Below are 16,289 nucleotides of genomic sequence, written 5' to 3'. Positions count from 1 at the left end.
GACAAAGCGTTTGCCCGTGCGGGGGCGAGAGATTAACCTCAAACCATGTCCTCTTCACTGCCCCTGCTGGCCGATGCCGAGCTGCCGGATCTTCCGGCGGGCGGACATCACGGCGCAGGCCATCGTGCCCGGCTTAGGGAGCGCTTGCTGAACACCGACGGAACCGGGCTGCATGATCATGAAATCGTGGAATATCTGCTGACGCTCGCGATCCCGCGCCGCGATACCAAGCCGCTCGCCAAGCAACTGATCGACCATTTCGGCTCGCTGGCGGGTGTGCTCACCGCCGATGGCGACTCACTGCGCGCGGTGCCCGGCATGGGCGAAACGAGCGCGGCTGCGTTGAAGATCGTCCAGGTCGCGGCGCGGCGGCTGGTGAGCGAGCCGGTTCGCCGGCAGCCGATATTGTCGAGCTGGCAAGCCTTGCTCGATTATCTCAGGCTCGACATGGCGCATCTGACCCGCGAGCGGGTGCGCGTGCTGTTCCTCAATGCCAAGAACATGCTGATCAGCGATGACGTGATGTCCGAAGGTTCGGTCGATCAGGCGGCGATCTACACCCGCCAGGTGATCAAGCGCGCGCTCGATCTCGGCGCGGTGTCGCTGATCCTGGTGCACAACCATCCCAGCGGCAATCCGCAGCCCAGCAAGCAGGACATCCAGATCACCCGCGAGATCATCGAGGCCGGCAAGCGGCTGGGCATCGGCGTGCACGATCATATCATCATCGGGCTGGATGGGCACAGCAGCATGCGGTCGATGGGGCTGATTTGACGCCTCACGAGCGCACCCAATCCGTCATCCTGAACTTGTTTCAGGACCCATCGTGCCCCATTCGCCGAAGCCGCTTAGGGCGAAATGGGCTCTGAAACAAGTTCAGGGTGACGATCTCGGCAACCGAAGGTGATTGGAAACGCCCCTTCCCCTCATCCGCCGCATCCGCCATAGACCCGCGCCATGCCCTCCGCCGCCCAACATTATGACGCGATCATCCTCGGCGCAGGCGCAGCGGGGCTGTTCTGCGCGGCGATTGCCGGGCAGCGGGGCAAGCGGGTGCTGGTGATCGATCATGCCGAGGCACCGGGAAAGAAGATCCTGATCTCGGGCGGCGGGCGATGCAATTTCACCAATATCCACACCCAGGCCGATCGCTATATCAGCGCCAACCCGCATTTCGCCAAGTCGGCGCTCGGGCGCTACAGCCCGCAGGATTTCATCGATCTGGTGGATAGCCATGGCATCGCCTGGCACGAAAAGACGCTGGGCCAGCTGTTCTGCGACGGCTCGGCGAAGCAGATCGTCGCGATGCTGCTGGCCGAGTGCGACAAGGGCAGCGTCACCATCGCGCTCGGCCATGCCATCCGCGCGGTCGAGCATGCCGATGGGCGCTATCGCGTCAGCTGGGGCGATCGCAGCGCCGAGGCCCCCGCCCTGGTCATCGCCACGGGCGGGCCCTCGATCCCGAAAATGGGTGCGACTGGCTTTGCCTATGATCTCGCGCGGCAGTTCGGCCTCAAGGTGGTCGAGCCGCGCCCCGCGCTGGTGCCGCTGACGCTGGGCGGCAACGAGACGCTGTTCCGCTCGCTCTCGGGCGTTGCGACCGACGTCGTCGCGCGCGCGGGCAAGGCGCTGTTCCGCGAGGCGGCGCTGTTCACCCACAAGGGGCTGTCGGGCCCTGCGATCCTGCAGGTTTCGAGCTATTGGCGGCATGGCGATCCGGTGGCGATCGATTTCCTGCCCGACGCCGCCCCCGGCTGGCTGACCCAGGCCAAGCGCCAGCAGCCGCGCGCGACGCTGCGCAGCACGCTGGGCGCCATGCTGCCCGACCGGCTCGCCGCGACACTGGCCGACCGAGTAGGCGGCGATGCGAGGCTCGCGGATACGCCCGACCGGGTGCTGGGCGAAGCAGAGAAGCGGCTCTCCGGCTGGACCTTCCACCCCAACGGTACAGAAGGCTATGCCAAGGCCGAAGTTACCGCGGGCGGCATCAGCACCGACACTCTGTCATCGCAGACCATGGAGGCACGCAAGGTGCCAGGCCTGTATGCGATTGGCGAAGCGGTCGATGTCACCGGATGGCTGGGGGGCTATAACTTCCAATGGGCATGGGCGAGCGGGCACGCCGCAGCAACGGCGATTTAGAACCAATTCGGTGGTAACTTGTCTCGTCCGCCCGCGTTTCAACCGATTGCACAAACATCCATAATGGATATTTCTTTGTGCGATCGCTTTGCATAAGCGAAAATTTACCAATTCGGCCGATGGGTATCGGCGATGTCGGTGTCTTTGCCTCCCTCACAAGGCCCTGCACGGCCAGCTGATAGCGGGATCAGCCTTGCCGTGCTCGTTCAGGGGGTGGTGGTGACGCTCGCGCTGCTGGCTGCCATCCTGGCGCCACCGGAGGAAGGGCCAATGATGGTCATTCCGCTGGATGGTGGGGGCATGGGTCAGACCATAAGCTGGGCATCGGGTGACGGGGCCGCCCTGATCGGCACAGGCCCCTTGCCCGGCTCGATCCTGGTCTATGGCAAGCGCAAGCAGGTCACGGAAGCCGCCTGGCATCATAACGGCCTTGTCATCAAGGCACCCGCAATTTTCTGCGGCAGTTTGTCCTCTACACCCAGGAAGAGTTGAGCGTCGCATGGAACTGACTGGAATTCGCAAGAACGGTGCCTTTGCGCTGATCGTCATTGCATGGCTGTGTGTGGCCGTCATCGCGGGCATCAGCCTGTACACCGCCAGCGGCTGGGCTCCGGTCGCTATCGCAGTCGCTGTCACCCTCATTCCGAGCGTGATCGTGCGCAGCGGCCGTGCCGACAGCACTACGCGCATCATTCTCGGCGGCACCATGCCCGTCTATCCCGCGATCATGCTCTACCAGGCAGCCGGATCCAGCCTGCAGATGGACGTGCACATGGTCTTCTTCGCACTGCTGGCCACATTGGTGGTGATGTGCGACTGGCGCGCGATCGTCGCCGGAACAGCCGTGATCGCGGTGCACCATCTGGGCGCGAACCTGCTGATCCCCGCCTGGGTCTTTCCCGATGGGGCCGATCTGCCGCGCGTCCTGCTGCATGCCGTCATCGTGCTGATCGAGGCGGCGGTGCTGATCCAGATTTCTCTCCAGCTCGAGCAGATGATCGAGCGGCAGGCCGAAGCCAGGCGCGAGGCCGAACGGCTGGAGCAGGAAGCCGCCAGCACCCGCGACGCCATCGCCGCCAAGCAGAATCAGGTCATCGGCGCGCTCGGCCAGGGGCTCAAGGCGATGGCGCGCAACGACCTGACTGCGCGGATCGACCAGGCCTTCCCGGAAGAATATGAACAGCTTCGCGCCGATTATCACGACGCGCTCGAGGGGATGCGGCAGTCGCTCGACAAGATCTCGGGCGTCGCGACGCGCATCGACGAAAGCGCAGGCGATGTCAGCCATGCGTCGAACGACATGGCCGATCGCACCGAACGGCAGAGCGCGACGCTGCACGACACCGTGGCGACCATCCGCACGGTCAGCGACTCCATTTCGGACACCGCAAACCGCGCGGTCGAGGCACGACATGTCCTCGACGCTGCCCAGGACGAGGCGGAGAAATCGGCCGGTATCGTCGAGCGCGCTCGTGTGGCAATGACCAATATCGAGCATTCGGCGCGCGAGATCGACCAGATCATCGAAGTCATCGAAGGGCTGTCGTTCCAGACCAACCTGCTCGCGCTCAATGCCGGCGTCGAGGCAGCACGCGTCGGCGAGGCCGGCAAGGGCTTTGCCGTGGTGGCATCCGAAGTTCGCGCGCTCGCGCAGCGCTCGGCCGATGCCGCGCAGGACATCAAGACCAAGATCGGCGCGTCGAACGAGCAGATTGCCCTGGGCGTATCGGTGGTCAGCGAAACCAGCGAGACGCTCGAGCGGATCACCACGCGCATCCTGCAAATCAGCGAATTCGTTGCGACCATTGCCGGATCGGTGGAAAGCCAGGCGGCCAGGCTGCGCGAGGTCAACGGCACCGTCGGCGCGCTCGACGGCATTACCCAGCAGAATGCCGCGATGGTCGAGGAAACCAGCGCCGCCGCCCGGTCGCTCGCCGAACAGTCGCGTACCCTGGCCCAGGAAATCAGCCGTTTCCGGCTGCAGCAAGCCGCCGCGTACCAGGCCGCGCCTGCGCTCGCGCGCGCTGCCTGACCTCCGGCGGACTGCCCGGCGTGCCGCAACCGATTGCCATTGTGCTTTCGTGCCAAAGCCGCTAGAAGCGCAGCCTTGCAGCGAAGCCGGATTTTGGGCCTCGCGCGCGGTTTCGCCGAAGATGCGGAGCCTTCGCATCATCACACGAATTGAAATCCCATGCCTTTTGATACCGTTCCCGCCGTTCTGTCGGACGCGCTCGATGCGCACGGCTATGACACGCTCACCCCCGTCCAGCAGGCCGTGCTGGAGCCCGAGGCACAGGGCCGCGACCTGATCGTCTCGGCGCAGACCGGATCGGGCAAGACCGTCGCCTTCGGGCTTTCGATGGCGCCAGAGCTGATCGGCGAGGACGGCCGCGTTCGCCAGGGCACGGCGCCGCTGGCGCTGATCATCGCGCCGACGCGTGAACTGGCGCTGCAGGTCAGCCGCGAGTTCATGTGGCTCTATGGCCCCGCCGGTGCGCGCATCGCCACCTGTGTCGGCGGCATGGATGCCTCGCGCGAGCGGCGCAATCTGGGCTATGGCGCGCAGATCGTGGTCGGTACGCCAGGGCGCCTGCGCGATCATCTCGAGCGCGGCGCGCTCGACCTCTCGGCGCTCAAGGTCGCGGTGCTCGACGAGGCCGACGAAATGCTCGACATGGGCTTCCGCGAGGATCTGGAAGAAATTCTCGACGCGACGCCCGAAGGCCGCCGCACCTTGCTGTTCTCGGCCACCATGCCCAAGCCGATTGTGGCCCTGGCCAAGCGCTATCAGCACGATGCGCACAGAATCTCGACGGTGAGCGAAGAGCGCGGCCATGGCGATATCGACTATATCGCCTGCACCGTCGCGCCTTCGGACACCGAAAACGCCGTTGTCAACCTGCTGCGCCTGTACGAGGCGGAGACCGCAATCCTGTTCTGCGCGACGCGCGACAATGTCCGCCATCTGCACGCAAGCCTGATCGAGCGCGGCTTTTCTGCCGTCGCGCTGTCCGGCGAGCACAGCCAGAACGAGCGCAACCAGGCACTGCAGGCGCTGCGTGATCGGCGCGCGCGGGTGTGCGTGGCGACCGACGTTGCCGCACGCGGCATCGACCTGCCCGGCCTGTCGCTGGTGATCCATGTCGAGCTGCCGCGCGATGCCGATACGCTCAAGCACCGCTCGGGCCGCACGGGGCGTGCGGGCAAGAAGGGCACCGCGCTGATGATCGTGCCCTATCCGCGCCGCCGTCGCCTGGAACAGATGCTGCGCGGGGCGAACATTCCCGCGCAATGGATCAATCCGCCCTCGGCCGAAGACATCCGCCAGGCCGACCGCGACCGCCTGCTCGAGCGGCTGCGCGCACCGGTCGAGGCCGAGGAGACCGATCGCGAACTCGCCCAGGCGCTGCTCGCAGAACGCAGCGCCGAGGACCTCGCCGTGATGCTGGTCCAGGCGCACCGCGCACAAATGCCTGCGCCCGAAGAGCTGCTCGACGCCAGCGCCCCGCCGCCGCAGCGCGAGCGTGGCCCCCGCCCCGGCTTCGAGGACACGGTCTGGTTCGAGATGAATATCGGCCGCCGCCAGAATGCCGACCCGCGCTGGCTGCTCCCCTTGCTCTGCCGCAGGGGGCACATCACCCGCGGCGAGATCGGCGCCATCCGGCTGGGCGATGACAGCACCCATTTCGAAATCCCGCGCGCCGTAGCGGGTCGCTTCGCCGAGGCGGTCAAGCGCACCTCGGGCGGCGAGGATGGCGACGAGGGCAGCGTCATCATCACCACCGCCGATGGCCCGCCCGCCTATCGCCCGCGCTCGGGTCCGCCGCCGCGTGGCGAACGCCGCGACGGATCGGGGTCGGGCAAGCCGGGTCGCAGCAATGCGCCGCTCAGGCCGCGTTACGAAGCGCGGACCGATGGCGAACGTCGCCCGCCGCGCGAGGATGGCGAGCGCAAGCCCTATGGCGAACGCAAGCCTGCGGGCGATCGCAAGCCGCAGGGCGACAGGAAACCGTTTGGCGACAAGAAGCCGTTCGGTGATCGCAAGAGCTTTGGCGACAAGAAGACCCAAGCCGATCGTGCCTCCTATGCCGATCGCCCGGCACGCGGTCCGCGCAGCGATGCGCCGCGTGCTGCCGGTCCCGGTAGCAAGCCGCGCTTCGAGGGGAAGCCGCGTCCGGCAGGAAAGCCAGGCGGCAAGCCGTTCGCCAAGCGGCCGAAGGGCTGAGACAGAACGTTCTGCGCTCCCACTGACCTGCTCCCCTCCCTTGCAGGGAGGGGAACGCGCGTCGTCAGGGATTTGAAACGTCCGGGCGCTCGACCGTCTCGCCACCCAGCGCGCGGTAGAGCGTCACGCGATTGCTCGCCTCGACCAGCTGCGTCGCCAGCAGCGTGCGCTGCGCCTGATAGAGCGAGCGTTGGGCATCGAGGCTGGTGAGGAAGCTGTCGAGCCCGCCGCGATAGCGCATGTCGGTCAGGCGATAGCTATCCTCCGCCGCATCGACGAATGATCGGTTGGCGCGGAGCTGTTCGGTGATCGTGCCACGCCGCGCCAGCGCATCGGCGACATCGCGGAACGCCGCCTGGATCGCGCCTTCATAGCCCGCCAGCGCCGCATCGCGCTGTGCCCGGGTCTGCGCCACGCCAGCCTTGGCCGCGCCGCCGGCAAAGATCGAATAGCGCACCGTCTCACCCACAGAATAGTTGAACGCCGCGCCGGTAAACAGGGTGGAGAGCGCGTTGCTCGCCAGGCCTGCCAGCCCGGTCAGCGTGATGCGCGGGAACAGCGCGGCGCGCGCTGCGCCGATCTCCGCATTGGCGGCGCGCAGTTCATATTCGGCCTGCAGCACATCAGGGCGACGCAGCAATATGGTCGAATCGAGCCCGGCGGGCAGCACCCGCACCGCATCGCCCGCATCGGCGATCGACTGCGGGAGCAACGCCTCGTCGAGCGGCGCGCCGACGAGCAGTTGCAGCGCGTTCACATCCTGCGCCAGCGCGGTGGTCTGCTGCGCGATATCGGCCTCTGCGGTCGCAAGAATCTGTTCGGCCTGGCGCAGATCGGTGCGCGGGGCAATGCCGCCATCGAGCCTGAGCCGGGTCAGCTTCACGCGTTCACGCGCATTGGCGGCGGTGTCCTCGGCCAGCTTGAGCAGCGACCTGTCGGCGGCATAGGTGAGCCACGCATCGGCGATATCGCCGATCAGCGTCAGCCGCGTCGCGCGCGCCGCCGCTTCGGTGCGGAAATAACGGTTGAGCGAGGCATCCGAGAGCGACTGCAACCGCCCGAACAGGTCCAGCTCGAACGCGGTGGTGCTAAGATCGGCGGTATAGCGCGTACCCGCCGTCGATCGGCTAGCCGCCGGGTTGTTGCCGATATCGATATCCTGATTGCGGTTCTGATTGGCCGTGCCATTGTCGAACTGCGTGCGGTTGGCCTGCGCGTTGATCTGGGGCAGCTGCGCGGCGCGCTGGATACGGAACTGCGCGCGCGCCGCCTCGATATTGGCCGCCGCCACGCGCAAATTGCGGTTGTTGGCCAGCGCCTGCTCGATCACCTGCACCAGCCGCGGATCGGCAAAGACCTCGCGATAGCTCATCACCGGCAGAGCGGCTTCGCTTTGCGCGAGATAGGCATCGCCGATTGGCCAGGAAGCGGGCACCGGCAGATCCGGCTGCACATATTTGGGTGCCATCGAGCAGCCCGCGAGCAGCGCCAGCGCGATCAGGGGAGCACAATGTTTCATGCAGCGCCCTCACCCGGCTTCGGCTCGCCGATATGAAGCTTCTTGAGCGTATCGCGCGTCGTCCGGCGGACGAGCACGAAGAACAGCGGGATGAAGAAGATCGCCAGCACCGTTGCGGTCAGCATCCCGCCGATCACCGAGGTGCCGATGGCGATGCGGCTGTTCGCTCCGGCCCCGCTCGACAGTGCCAGCGGCAACACGCCGAAGATGAAGGCAAGGCTGGTCATCAGGATCGGACGGAGACGCAAGCGGGCCGCTTCAAGCGCCGCATCGATCACCCGCGCGCCACGCTTCTCGGCCTGTTCGGCAAATTCGATCACGAGAATGGCGTTCTTCGCCGCGAGCCCCATGGTGGTGAGCAGGCCGATCTGCAGATACACGTCGTTTTCCAGCCCGCGCAGCGTGACCGCGAACACCGCGCCGACGAGGCCGAGCGGGATGACCAGCATCACCGCAACCGGGATCGTCCAGCTTTCATAGAGCGCGGCGAGGCACAGGAACACGACGAGCAGCGAAAGCGAATAGAGCAAGGGCGCCTGGCCCGAGGACAGCCGCTCCTGGAACGACAGGCCCGACCACGCGACGCTGACGCCGGGTATCTGCCTGGCCAGCTCCTCGATCCGGTCCATCGCCGCGCCCGAGCTCTGCCCCGGTGCCGCCTGGCCCTCGTACTGGAAGCTCGGATAGCCCTGGAAGCGCGAGAGCGTCGTCGGCGTGGTCGACCAGCGGGTGCGGGCAAAGGCGCTGAACGGCGCCATCTGCCCGTCATTGCCGCGCACGAACCAGCGGCCGATATCTTCGGGGGTTGCCCGGTACGGCGCATCGGCCTGCACGAACACTCGCTTCACTCGTCCGCGATCGATGAAGTCGTTGACATATTGTCCACCCCAGGCGGCGGACAAAGTGGTGTTCACGTCGTTCTGGTTGAGGCCGAGCGCAGCGAGCTTGGGCTGGTCGATATCGACCTGCAGCGTCTGCACATCGGGCAGCTCGCCGAGCCTGACGCCCGCTAAAATCGGATCGTTCTCGGCCAATTCCAGCAGCTTGTCGCGCGCTTCTGCAAACTCCTCGCGGCTCATGCCGCTGGTGTTCTGCAACTGCAGGCTGAAGCCGTTGGTCTGGCCCAGCCCGCGAATGGCGGCAGGGACAAGCACATTGACTTGCGCGTCGCGAAAGGCGGAAAACGCCTTGGTCGCGCGCTCGCTAATCGCGTCTGCGCTATCCTCCGCGCCCGTCCGCTCGGACCAGTCGACGAAATTGACGAAGCCCTGGCCGGTATTCTGCCCCGCCGCGCCCTGCCCGCCGCCGGCGACGCTGAACATCACCGCGATGTTCCTGCGCTCGTCGTTCAGCATGTATTTCTCGATCGCCAGCTGAACCTCTCGGGTGCGGCCTTGCGTGGCACCTGCGGGCAGGCGGAACTGCAGACGCGCCGCACCCTGGTCTTCCACCGGCAGGAACCCGGTCGGCAGCCGGACGAACAGCGCCACCAGCAGCACCAGCACGATCGCATAGATCGCCAGGAACAGCCATTTGCGATCGACCACCTTCTCCACCGCCGCGACATAGCGATCGGTCCCGCGCGCAAAGCCATGGTTGAACCAGTGCTGCGCGCGTTCGAGCTTCTCTGCGCCCCACGGCCAGACGCGGTGCATGCGGCTCTCCGGATCGGTGCCATCATGCTTCTTCTGCTTGAGCAGCGTCGCGGTGAGCGCGGGGCTGAGGATCAGCGCGACGAGCGCGGACAGCACCATGGCCGAGACGATGGTGATCGAGAACTGGCGATAGATGACCCCGGTCGATCCGCCGAAAAACGCCATCGGCAGGAACACGGCAGAGAGCACGACGGCGATCGCGACCAGCGCGACCTGGATCTCGCCCATCGACTTGATCGTCGCTTCCTTGGGCGTCATTTCGGGATTTTCCTCGAGCAGGCGCTCGACATTTTCCACCACGACGATCGCGTCATCGACCAGCAGGCCGATCGCCAGCACCAGCCCGAACAGCGTCAGCGTGTTGATCGAGAAATCGGCGAGATAGAAGATCGCGAAGGTGCCGAGCAGCACCACCGGCACCGCAATGGTGGGGATCAGCGTCGCGCGCCAGCTCTGCAGGAACACGAACATGACGATGACAACGAGGATCACCGCCTCGATCAGCGTCTGCACGACCTCCTCGATCGACAACCGGATAAAGGCGGTCGAATCATTGGCATAGGCGACATTGTAGCCCGGCGGAAAGCTTGGCTTGGCATCGGCAACAGCCTTTTTCACCAGATCGGCGGTGGCCAGCGCATCGGCACCCGGCGCCAGCGAGATGGCGAGGCCTGCGCCGGGATGGCCATTGATGCGGCTTGACGCCGAATAATTTTCTGCGCCCAGCTCCACCCGCGCGACATCGCCCAGCGTCACGATGGCACCGCTCTGTTCGGACTTGAGGATGATCGCCTTGAACTCGTCGACGGTGCGCAGCCGCGACTGCGAGGTCACGGTCGCATTCAGCCGGTTGCTCTCGGGCTGGGGAAGGCCACCGACCTCGCCTGCCGCGACCTCGGTATTCTGATTGCGGATCGCAGTGATGATGTCGCCAGGCATCAGCCCGACCGACGCGAGCCGGTCCGGATCGAGCCAGATGCGCATCGCATATTGCGAGCCGAACACGTTGGTCTCGCCCACGCCTTCGATGCGCGACAGCGTGTCCTGCAGATTGGAGACGAGAAAGTCGGAAACGTCGATATTGGTGCTGCGGTCGGTCTCGTCATAGACGCCGACGATGAACAGGAAGTCCGGGTTGGACTTGGTGACGCGCAACCCCTGCTGCTGCACCTGCTGCGGCAAACGCGCCAGCGCCTGTTGCACCTGGTTCTGCACCTGGACCTGCGCGATATCGGGATCGGTGCCCTTTTCGAACGTGGCACTGATCGTCACCTGCCCGCGCGAGGTCGAGCTCGAATTGAAATAGAGCAGCCCGTCGATGCCGGTCAGCTGTTGCTCGATGATCTGGGTGACGCTGTTTTCCAGCGTCTCGGCAGAAGCGCCGGGAAAGGTCGCACGGATATTGACCTGGGGCGGCGCGACATCGGGATATTGCTCGACCGGGAGCAGATAGATCGCGCCGATCCCGGCGAGCATCGTGATGATCGCAAGCACCCAGGCAAAGATCGGCCGTTCGATGAAGATGCGCGACATCGCCGCGCCTCAGCTTTTCTTGTCGGGTCGGGGTGCCGCGATTACCTGCGGCTTGCTGGCGGGGACGGGACGGATCGGCGCGCCGGGCCTTACCTTGCCCAGGCCCTGCACGATCACCTTGTCACCGGGTTTGAGGCCCTGGGTCACGACCCAGTCATTGCCGACCGCGCGCTCCGCCTTGACCTTGCGCTCGGCCGCCTTGTTGCCGGTATCGACGACGAACACGCTGGCGTCGCCGCGCGCATTATGGGTGACAGCAGCCTGGGGCACCAGGATCGCATTGGTGTTGATCGCCTGGTCGAACCGCGCGCGCACGAACATCCCCGGCAGCAACAGACCCTGCGGATTGGCAAAGCGGGCGCGCAGCGTCACCGTTCCGGTGGCGGCGTTGACCATCACTTCGGAAAACTGCACCGTCCCGCGTGGTCCGTATTCGCTGCCATCCTCGAGGATCAGCGACACCTCGGCGCTGGCAGGCACTGCCCCGCCCTGCGCCAGCGATCGGCGCAGCGCGAGCAGATCGGCGCTCGACTGCTGGATATCGACGAACACCGGATCGACGCCCTGGATCACCGCGAGCGGTTCGGCCTGGTTGCCGGTGACCAGCGCACCCACGGTGAACAGCGAACGACCGATGCGACCGCTGATCGGCGCAGGCACCCGGGTGAACTGCAGGTTCACATTGGCGGTCTGCACCTGCGCGCGGCCCTGCTGCACCGCGGCGGCGGCCTGGCGCGCGGCGGCCTGCGCATCGACATAGTCCTGCATCGCGACCGCCTGCGCTTCGGCCAGCGGCTTCAGACGCTCGGCGCGGATACGCGTGGCCTCGGCGTTGGCGATCGCACTGTTGAGGTTGGCGCTGGCCTCGGCAGTCGCCGCACGATAGAGCCGCTGGTCGATCTCGTACAGCGTCTGCCCGGCGCGGACATAGGCGCCTTCGGTGAAGAAACGCCGCCGGATCAGGCCGGTGACCTGCGGACGCACCTCGGACATCTCGAACGCGGCGATGCGGCCTGCAAGCTCGACCGCTACCGGTACAGAACTGGTTTTCGCGACAACAAAGCCGACCTCCGGCGTCGGGCGTTGCCGCCCCTTGCCTTCATCGCCGGCAGAACAACCGGCGAGCGACAGTGCCGCCAGACCGATCACGGCATAGCGCATGACGAACGTTCGTGTGGGGCGAACGGAAAGCGGAATGGCTAACTCGCAGAAACCTGGGGGACACCGTATACGATGGTTGCTTCGTATCTAGCGGGTTAACCCATGATAGGGCAAGATTGTTTCCTTAGTTGCAAATTTTTTGCCGGATTCCGCTAAAAAGCCTTGCTCAGGCGTGGCCAACCTCCTTGATCGGCACGCTCGCATCGGCGAGTTGTTCAAGATCGAGCGGGATCGCATCGAGAATGGCCTTGCGGCCCTGGACGTAATCCTTGGTGGCATTGACGCAATCGAGCGCGATGACCTTGCCGCCGCGCAGATACACGACCGAGAAGCTGCGGCTCGCCGGATCGCCGCGCACCAGCTCCTGATCGTAATCGACCGACAGGCCCACGGTTTGCAGCCTGAGATCATACTGGTTCGACCAGAACCAGGGAATCGCGTTATAGGCCTGCGCCTGATCGAGAATGTGCGCTGCGGCAACCTTCGCCTGGTCGTTGGCATTCTGCACCGATTCCAGCCGGATGACCCGATCGTTCGCAAATGCATTGGCATGCGCGGCGCAATCGCCGATCGCATAGACATGCGGCAGGCTGGTGCGACAGAATTCATCGACATCGACGCCGTTGCCACCGGCCGCTCCTGCGCTGATCAGCGGGCCGGTCTGCGCGATGATGCCGATGCCGACGATGATCATGTCCGCCGCAATCCGCTCGCCATTGCCGCATTGCACCGCAACGGCATGACCCGAATCATCGGTCTCGATATGGTCGACGGTATAGCCGGTGCGCAGATCGACGCCGTGCGCCCGATGCTCCTCCTCGAAAAACGCCGATAGCGCGGGGCCCGCGACGCGCGACAGCACCCGATCAAGCGCCTCGATCAGCGTCACCTGCTTGCCGAGCTTGCGCATCACTGCCGCCGCCTCGAGCCCGATATAGCCCCCGCCGATGATGGCAACGCTCTGTGTCGCCTCCATGCGCGCCATGATCTTGTCGACATCGGCGCGAGTGCGCACGGCGAAGACATTGCGCGCATTGCTGCCCTGGCAATCGAGCATCCGCGGCGTGCCGCCGGTGGCCCAGATCAGCGTGCCATAGCCCACGCTCGCACCGCCGCTCAGCGTCAGGCTCTGCGCCACCGGATCGACCGCGGTGACGCGCTTGCCGAGCTGCAGGTCAATTCCCCGCTCGGTCCAGAAGGCTTCGGGGCGCAGCAGGATGCGGTCGAACGGCTTGTCGCCCGCCAGATATTCCTTGGACAGCGGCGGCCGCTCATAGGGCGGGAAAGATTCGTCGCCGATCAGACCGATCGTGCCTTCAAAGCCCATCTGGCGCAGGCAAATGGCGGCCTGGGCTCCGGCATGGCCTGCCCCCACGATCGCGATGTCATAGCTGTCCTGCACGGCACTCCCTCCTCAAGATCCAGCCCCCTGCCCTTACGGCATCGCCAGCCATCTGCCGGTTGCGGTCGCGGAAAACAAGCCCGCAAGCGACGCAGGCAATTCTTGGCGCAGACAAAGTGCAATTTGGTTTGACCGCGGCGCATCGTCCAATTATAGGGCGCGACCTGCACCGGCCATTGGCCCGTGCTGGCCTGGATGGCGGAGTAGCTCAGCTGGTTAGAGCGGCGGAATCATAATCCGTAGGTCGGGGGTTCAAGTCCCTCCTCCGCTACCACCGTTAACGTATAGTCTCCCCCCTTTGGGGGCACCCCTTCTGCCAGAGCCATGATGTTCTGCAGTCGGCCCACCATTTCGATATCCAGACCCGTGCGGCCCGGCGCTGGGGTGAGCACCACATAATCGATCAGGCTGCGCAGGATGTTGCGGCCTGTGCGCTCTGCGGCGGCATCGTGCGCGAGGGTGGCGGTGATGTTCTTCACGGCTTCGCGATAGCTGTCGACGATCGCCGGGTGCAGGATGATCGTGTTCTCTGCCTTGCGCTCGCCGATCTGGGCCAGCAGCTGCTCGCGTTCGGCGCGTGCTTTATGAAGCGCGGTGAGCAGCTCGGGGATCTTGCCGCCATCATCGGCGATGACGGTGACCAGGCGATCGATCTTGGCGTTGAGTTGATCGACCTTCTTGCGCTGTGCGCTCTCGGCCTGACGGTCGCGCTTCTGGAGTTCCGATCGCCGCCGGTGATAGTGCTTTACCGCAGCGGCGATCTCATCGGGGTGCAGCAGGTGCTCTTCCAGACCGCCCAGCACCTTGCGCTCGAGCACCGCATTGCTGATCTGCCGGCGGTTGGAGCAGGTGCCCGTGCTGCGCGTATTCGCGCAACCCCAATGGCCGTTTGCGACAATGACCACCGATCCCTTGCAGACGCCGCAGCGGATCATTCCAGAAAGCAGCCGCTTGGGCCTGCGGTTCACTTCCTTTGCGACCTGCGCGCGCGCGCCTAGCGCCAGCTGCAGTCGCTCCCATTCGTCAGCAGGAATGATCTGCAGCTCGGGCACTGGCGTGCGCTGCCACTTCTCGGGGGGATTAGGGCGTGACACGCGACGGCGGGTGTCAGGATCGCGCACCATATGGGTCCGATTATAGACCAGGATTCCGCCATAGATTTCGTTGCGGAGAATACCGTTCTGCCGGCGCACGTCGCCATTGATCATCGACACAGACCATTTGCGGCCTGTCGGCGACGGTACACCCTCGGCATTCAATCGACGTGCGATCGTGCGAGCCGAATCGCCCTCGAGATATTCGCGGACGATTCGGCGGATGATCTCGGCCTGGTCAGGGTCGATCTCGCGTAGGCCAAGCTCCGGCTCGCCGCGTGCATCGAGACGATGCACCTTGCGATAGCCATAGGCCAGATTGCCGGGGATCCGGCCTGCCGCGACGCGGCCGCTCTGCCCGCGCCTGATCTTGTCCGCCATGTCCTTCCGGAACAGCGCGGCCATGGTGCCCTTGAAGCCGATCTGCAGTTCGTTGATCTCTCCCTCGGAGAGGCTGAAGATGCGCGCGCCGGCATGAATGATGTGATCATGCAGCCAGCTCATATCGCCCTGGTGGCGAGAGAGGCGATCCAGCGCCTCCGTGAGCACCTGGTCGGCCTTGCCCGCCTTGATATGCTCTACCAGTCCGTTGAGGCCTGGACGGTCGCGCACCGCCCCGGAAATGGCAAAATCAGTGAAGACCGCCGTTATCGTCCAGCCTTCACGCTCGGCGCGCTCTTGGCAGACCCTGACCTGATCCTCGATCGACCGGGCATTCTGAAGCTGGCTGCTGTAGCGCGCATAGATGGCTGTCCGCACGAATCGCTTCCTCCGTTTCGCGCGCATGGTCGCGCTGTGCCAGTGCCTCGGCAAGCGCAATGGTGATTTCGCGGATATCGATTGGTGGTGACCGGCGCATCAGGCTTTCGCGAGCGCGGCCTCATAGGCTTGGGTGACTCGAGTCACTGCCGTTGCGAAATGCTCGGGGTTGTGCTCGATTCCGGTGAAGATCAGCCCGGCCTTGATCGCTGCCACGCCGGTCGACCCTGTGCCCATGAAGGGGTCGCAGACCGTGCGGCCTGCGATGTTGGTCATGATCTTGTCCATGACGGGTTCGGGCTTCACCGTGCCATGATTGAAAGTCTTGGCCGGAGCGACCGAGGCACTGACAAAGCGCCGCCTCTCGGCAAGGCTTCCCTGCGGTTCAAAGCCGCGCGACCATGCGTGAAAATAGTATTCGGTGTCGTAGAGATAGTGCTTGTTGGCCACCGGCATCGGGTTGTTCTTCGACCATCCGCCCAGGATGAACCGCGAGAACATCCCCTTCAGATGGGCTGACACTTCCGGGATCTGATCATTGTGGCAGAAGACGACAGTCGCACCGCAGAACAAGGGGTTGATGATGCTGTGATCGAAGCCCTTGTCGAGCTGCTCTTCGACGATCATGCGGGTCGCGACGCGCGCTTTGCGCATGTTCCCGGCACCCTTGGCCTTGAACTTGTAGGGCGGATCCATGACGTCGGCATCCATCCAGCCCAGGATGGGCCGGATGGCATAGGCATCGCCCAGGTAGAGGCGGTGCGGACCGATCTGCACCATGTCGAGGATAGCGCTCATC

At 65.1% G+C, this 16,289-nt stretch carries 11 protein-coding genes and 1 tRNA gene; 6 read left to right on the top strand and 6 right to left on the bottom strand.

All coding sequences use genetic code 11. The features are described 5' to 3' along the window. The first annotated feature begins 45 nt into the window (after positions 1 to 45). From radC to OPU69_RS02440, 5 genes are all read left to right on the top strand, one after another. Positions 46 to 774, top strand: a complete 729-nt coding sequence (radC, locus tag OPU69_RS02460; RefSeq protein WP_060977030.1) for a RadC family protein — start codon at positions 46 to 48, stop codon at positions 772 to 774. Between the two features lie 183 nt (positions 775 to 957). Beyond that, positions 958 to 2,142: a BaiN/RdsA family NAD(P)/FAD-dependent oxidoreductase gene (locus OPU69_RS02455; protein WP_498509202.1), complete on the top strand. Its 1,185-nt coding sequence runs from the start codon at positions 958 to 960 to the stop codon at positions 2,140 to 2,142. A gap of 219 nt (positions 2,143 to 2,361) precedes the next feature. Further along, positions 2,362 to 2,634 (top strand): hypothetical protein, encoded by a 273-nt coding sequence (locus tag OPU69_RS02450; RefSeq protein WP_156439016.1) that lies wholly within the window; start codon positions 2,362 to 2,364, stop codon positions 2,632 to 2,634. A 7-nt stretch (positions 2,635 to 2,641) separates the two neighbouring features. Next, positions 2,642 to 4,174: a methyl-accepting chemotaxis protein gene (locus OPU69_RS02445; protein ID WP_498509200.1), complete on the top strand. Its 1,533-nt coding sequence runs from the start codon at positions 2,642 to 2,644 to the stop codon at positions 4,172 to 4,174. Positions 4,175 to 4,333: 159 nt separating this feature from the next. Further along, on the top strand, positions 4,334 to 6,367 hold the full coding sequence (locus tag OPU69_RS02440; RefSeq protein WP_498509199.1) for a DEAD/DEAH box helicase: 2,034 nt from the start codon (positions 4,334 to 4,336) through the stop codon (positions 6,365 to 6,367). Between the two features lie 64 nt (positions 6,368 to 6,431). On the opposite strand, the gene OPU69_RS02435 is transcribed toward OPU69_RS02440, so the two are convergent. The 4 genes from OPU69_RS02435 to OPU69_RS02420 all read right to left on the bottom strand — a co-directional run bounded on the left by OPU69_RS02435 (position 6,432) and on the right by OPU69_RS02420 (position 13,637). Next, complete coding sequence (locus OPU69_RS02435; protein WP_498509197.1) at positions 6,432 to 7,886, bottom strand: efflux transporter outer membrane subunit; 1,455 nt, start codon at positions 7,884 to 7,886, stop codon at positions 6,432 to 6,434. Continuing rightward, complete coding sequence (locus tag OPU69_RS02430; RefSeq protein WP_498509196.1) at positions 7,883 to 11,074, bottom strand: multidrug efflux RND transporter permease subunit; 3,192 nt, start codon at positions 11,072 to 11,074, stop codon at positions 7,883 to 7,885. The genes OPU69_RS02435 and OPU69_RS02430 overlap by 4 nt, the downstream gene beginning before the upstream one ends. Positions 11,075 to 11,083: 9 nt before the next feature. Then, positions 11,084 to 12,235 (bottom strand): efflux RND transporter periplasmic adaptor subunit, encoded by a 1,152-nt coding sequence (locus OPU69_RS02425; RefSeq protein WP_498509194.1) that lies wholly within the window; start codon positions 12,233 to 12,235, stop codon positions 11,084 to 11,086. A gap of 166 nt (positions 12,236 to 12,401) precedes the next feature. Beyond that, the gene (locus tag OPU69_RS02420; RefSeq protein WP_498509193.1) at positions 12,402 to 13,637 is read right to left on the bottom strand and encodes an NAD(P)/FAD-dependent oxidoreductase; all 1,236 of its coding nucleotides are present in this window, start codon (positions 13,635 to 13,637) and stop codon (positions 12,402 to 12,404) included. 197 nt (positions 13,638 to 13,834) lie between these two features. Here OPU69_RS02420 and OPU69_RS02415 point away from each other — a divergent pair. After that, positions 13,835 to 13,911 (top strand) — tRNA-Met (locus OPU69_RS02415). On the opposite strand, the gene OPU69_RS02410 is transcribed toward OPU69_RS02415, so the two are convergent. Together OPU69_RS02410 and OPU69_RS02405 are read right to left on the bottom strand one after the other, a co-directional pair. Continuing rightward, positions 13,868 to 15,517, bottom strand: coding sequence for a recombinase family protein (locus OPU69_RS02410; RefSeq protein WP_498509317.1), 1,650 nt, complete (start codon positions 15,515 to 15,517; stop codon positions 13,868 to 13,870). The two genes, OPU69_RS02415 and OPU69_RS02410, sit on opposite strands and share 44 nt — an antisense overlap. A 72-nt stretch (positions 15,518 to 15,589) precedes the next feature. Continuing rightward, on the bottom strand, positions 15,590 to 16,288 hold the full coding sequence (locus OPU69_RS02405) for a DNA methyltransferase (RefSeq protein ID WP_498509192.1): 699 nt from the start codon (positions 16,286 to 16,288) through the stop codon (positions 15,590 to 15,592). Position 16,289: the final 1 nt, after the last annotated feature.

The organism is Blastomonas sp. 34TW (assembly GCF_059803595.1).
Note: the sequence above shows the minus strand (reverse complement) of the source record. Positions and strands in the feature narration are given on the sequence as shown.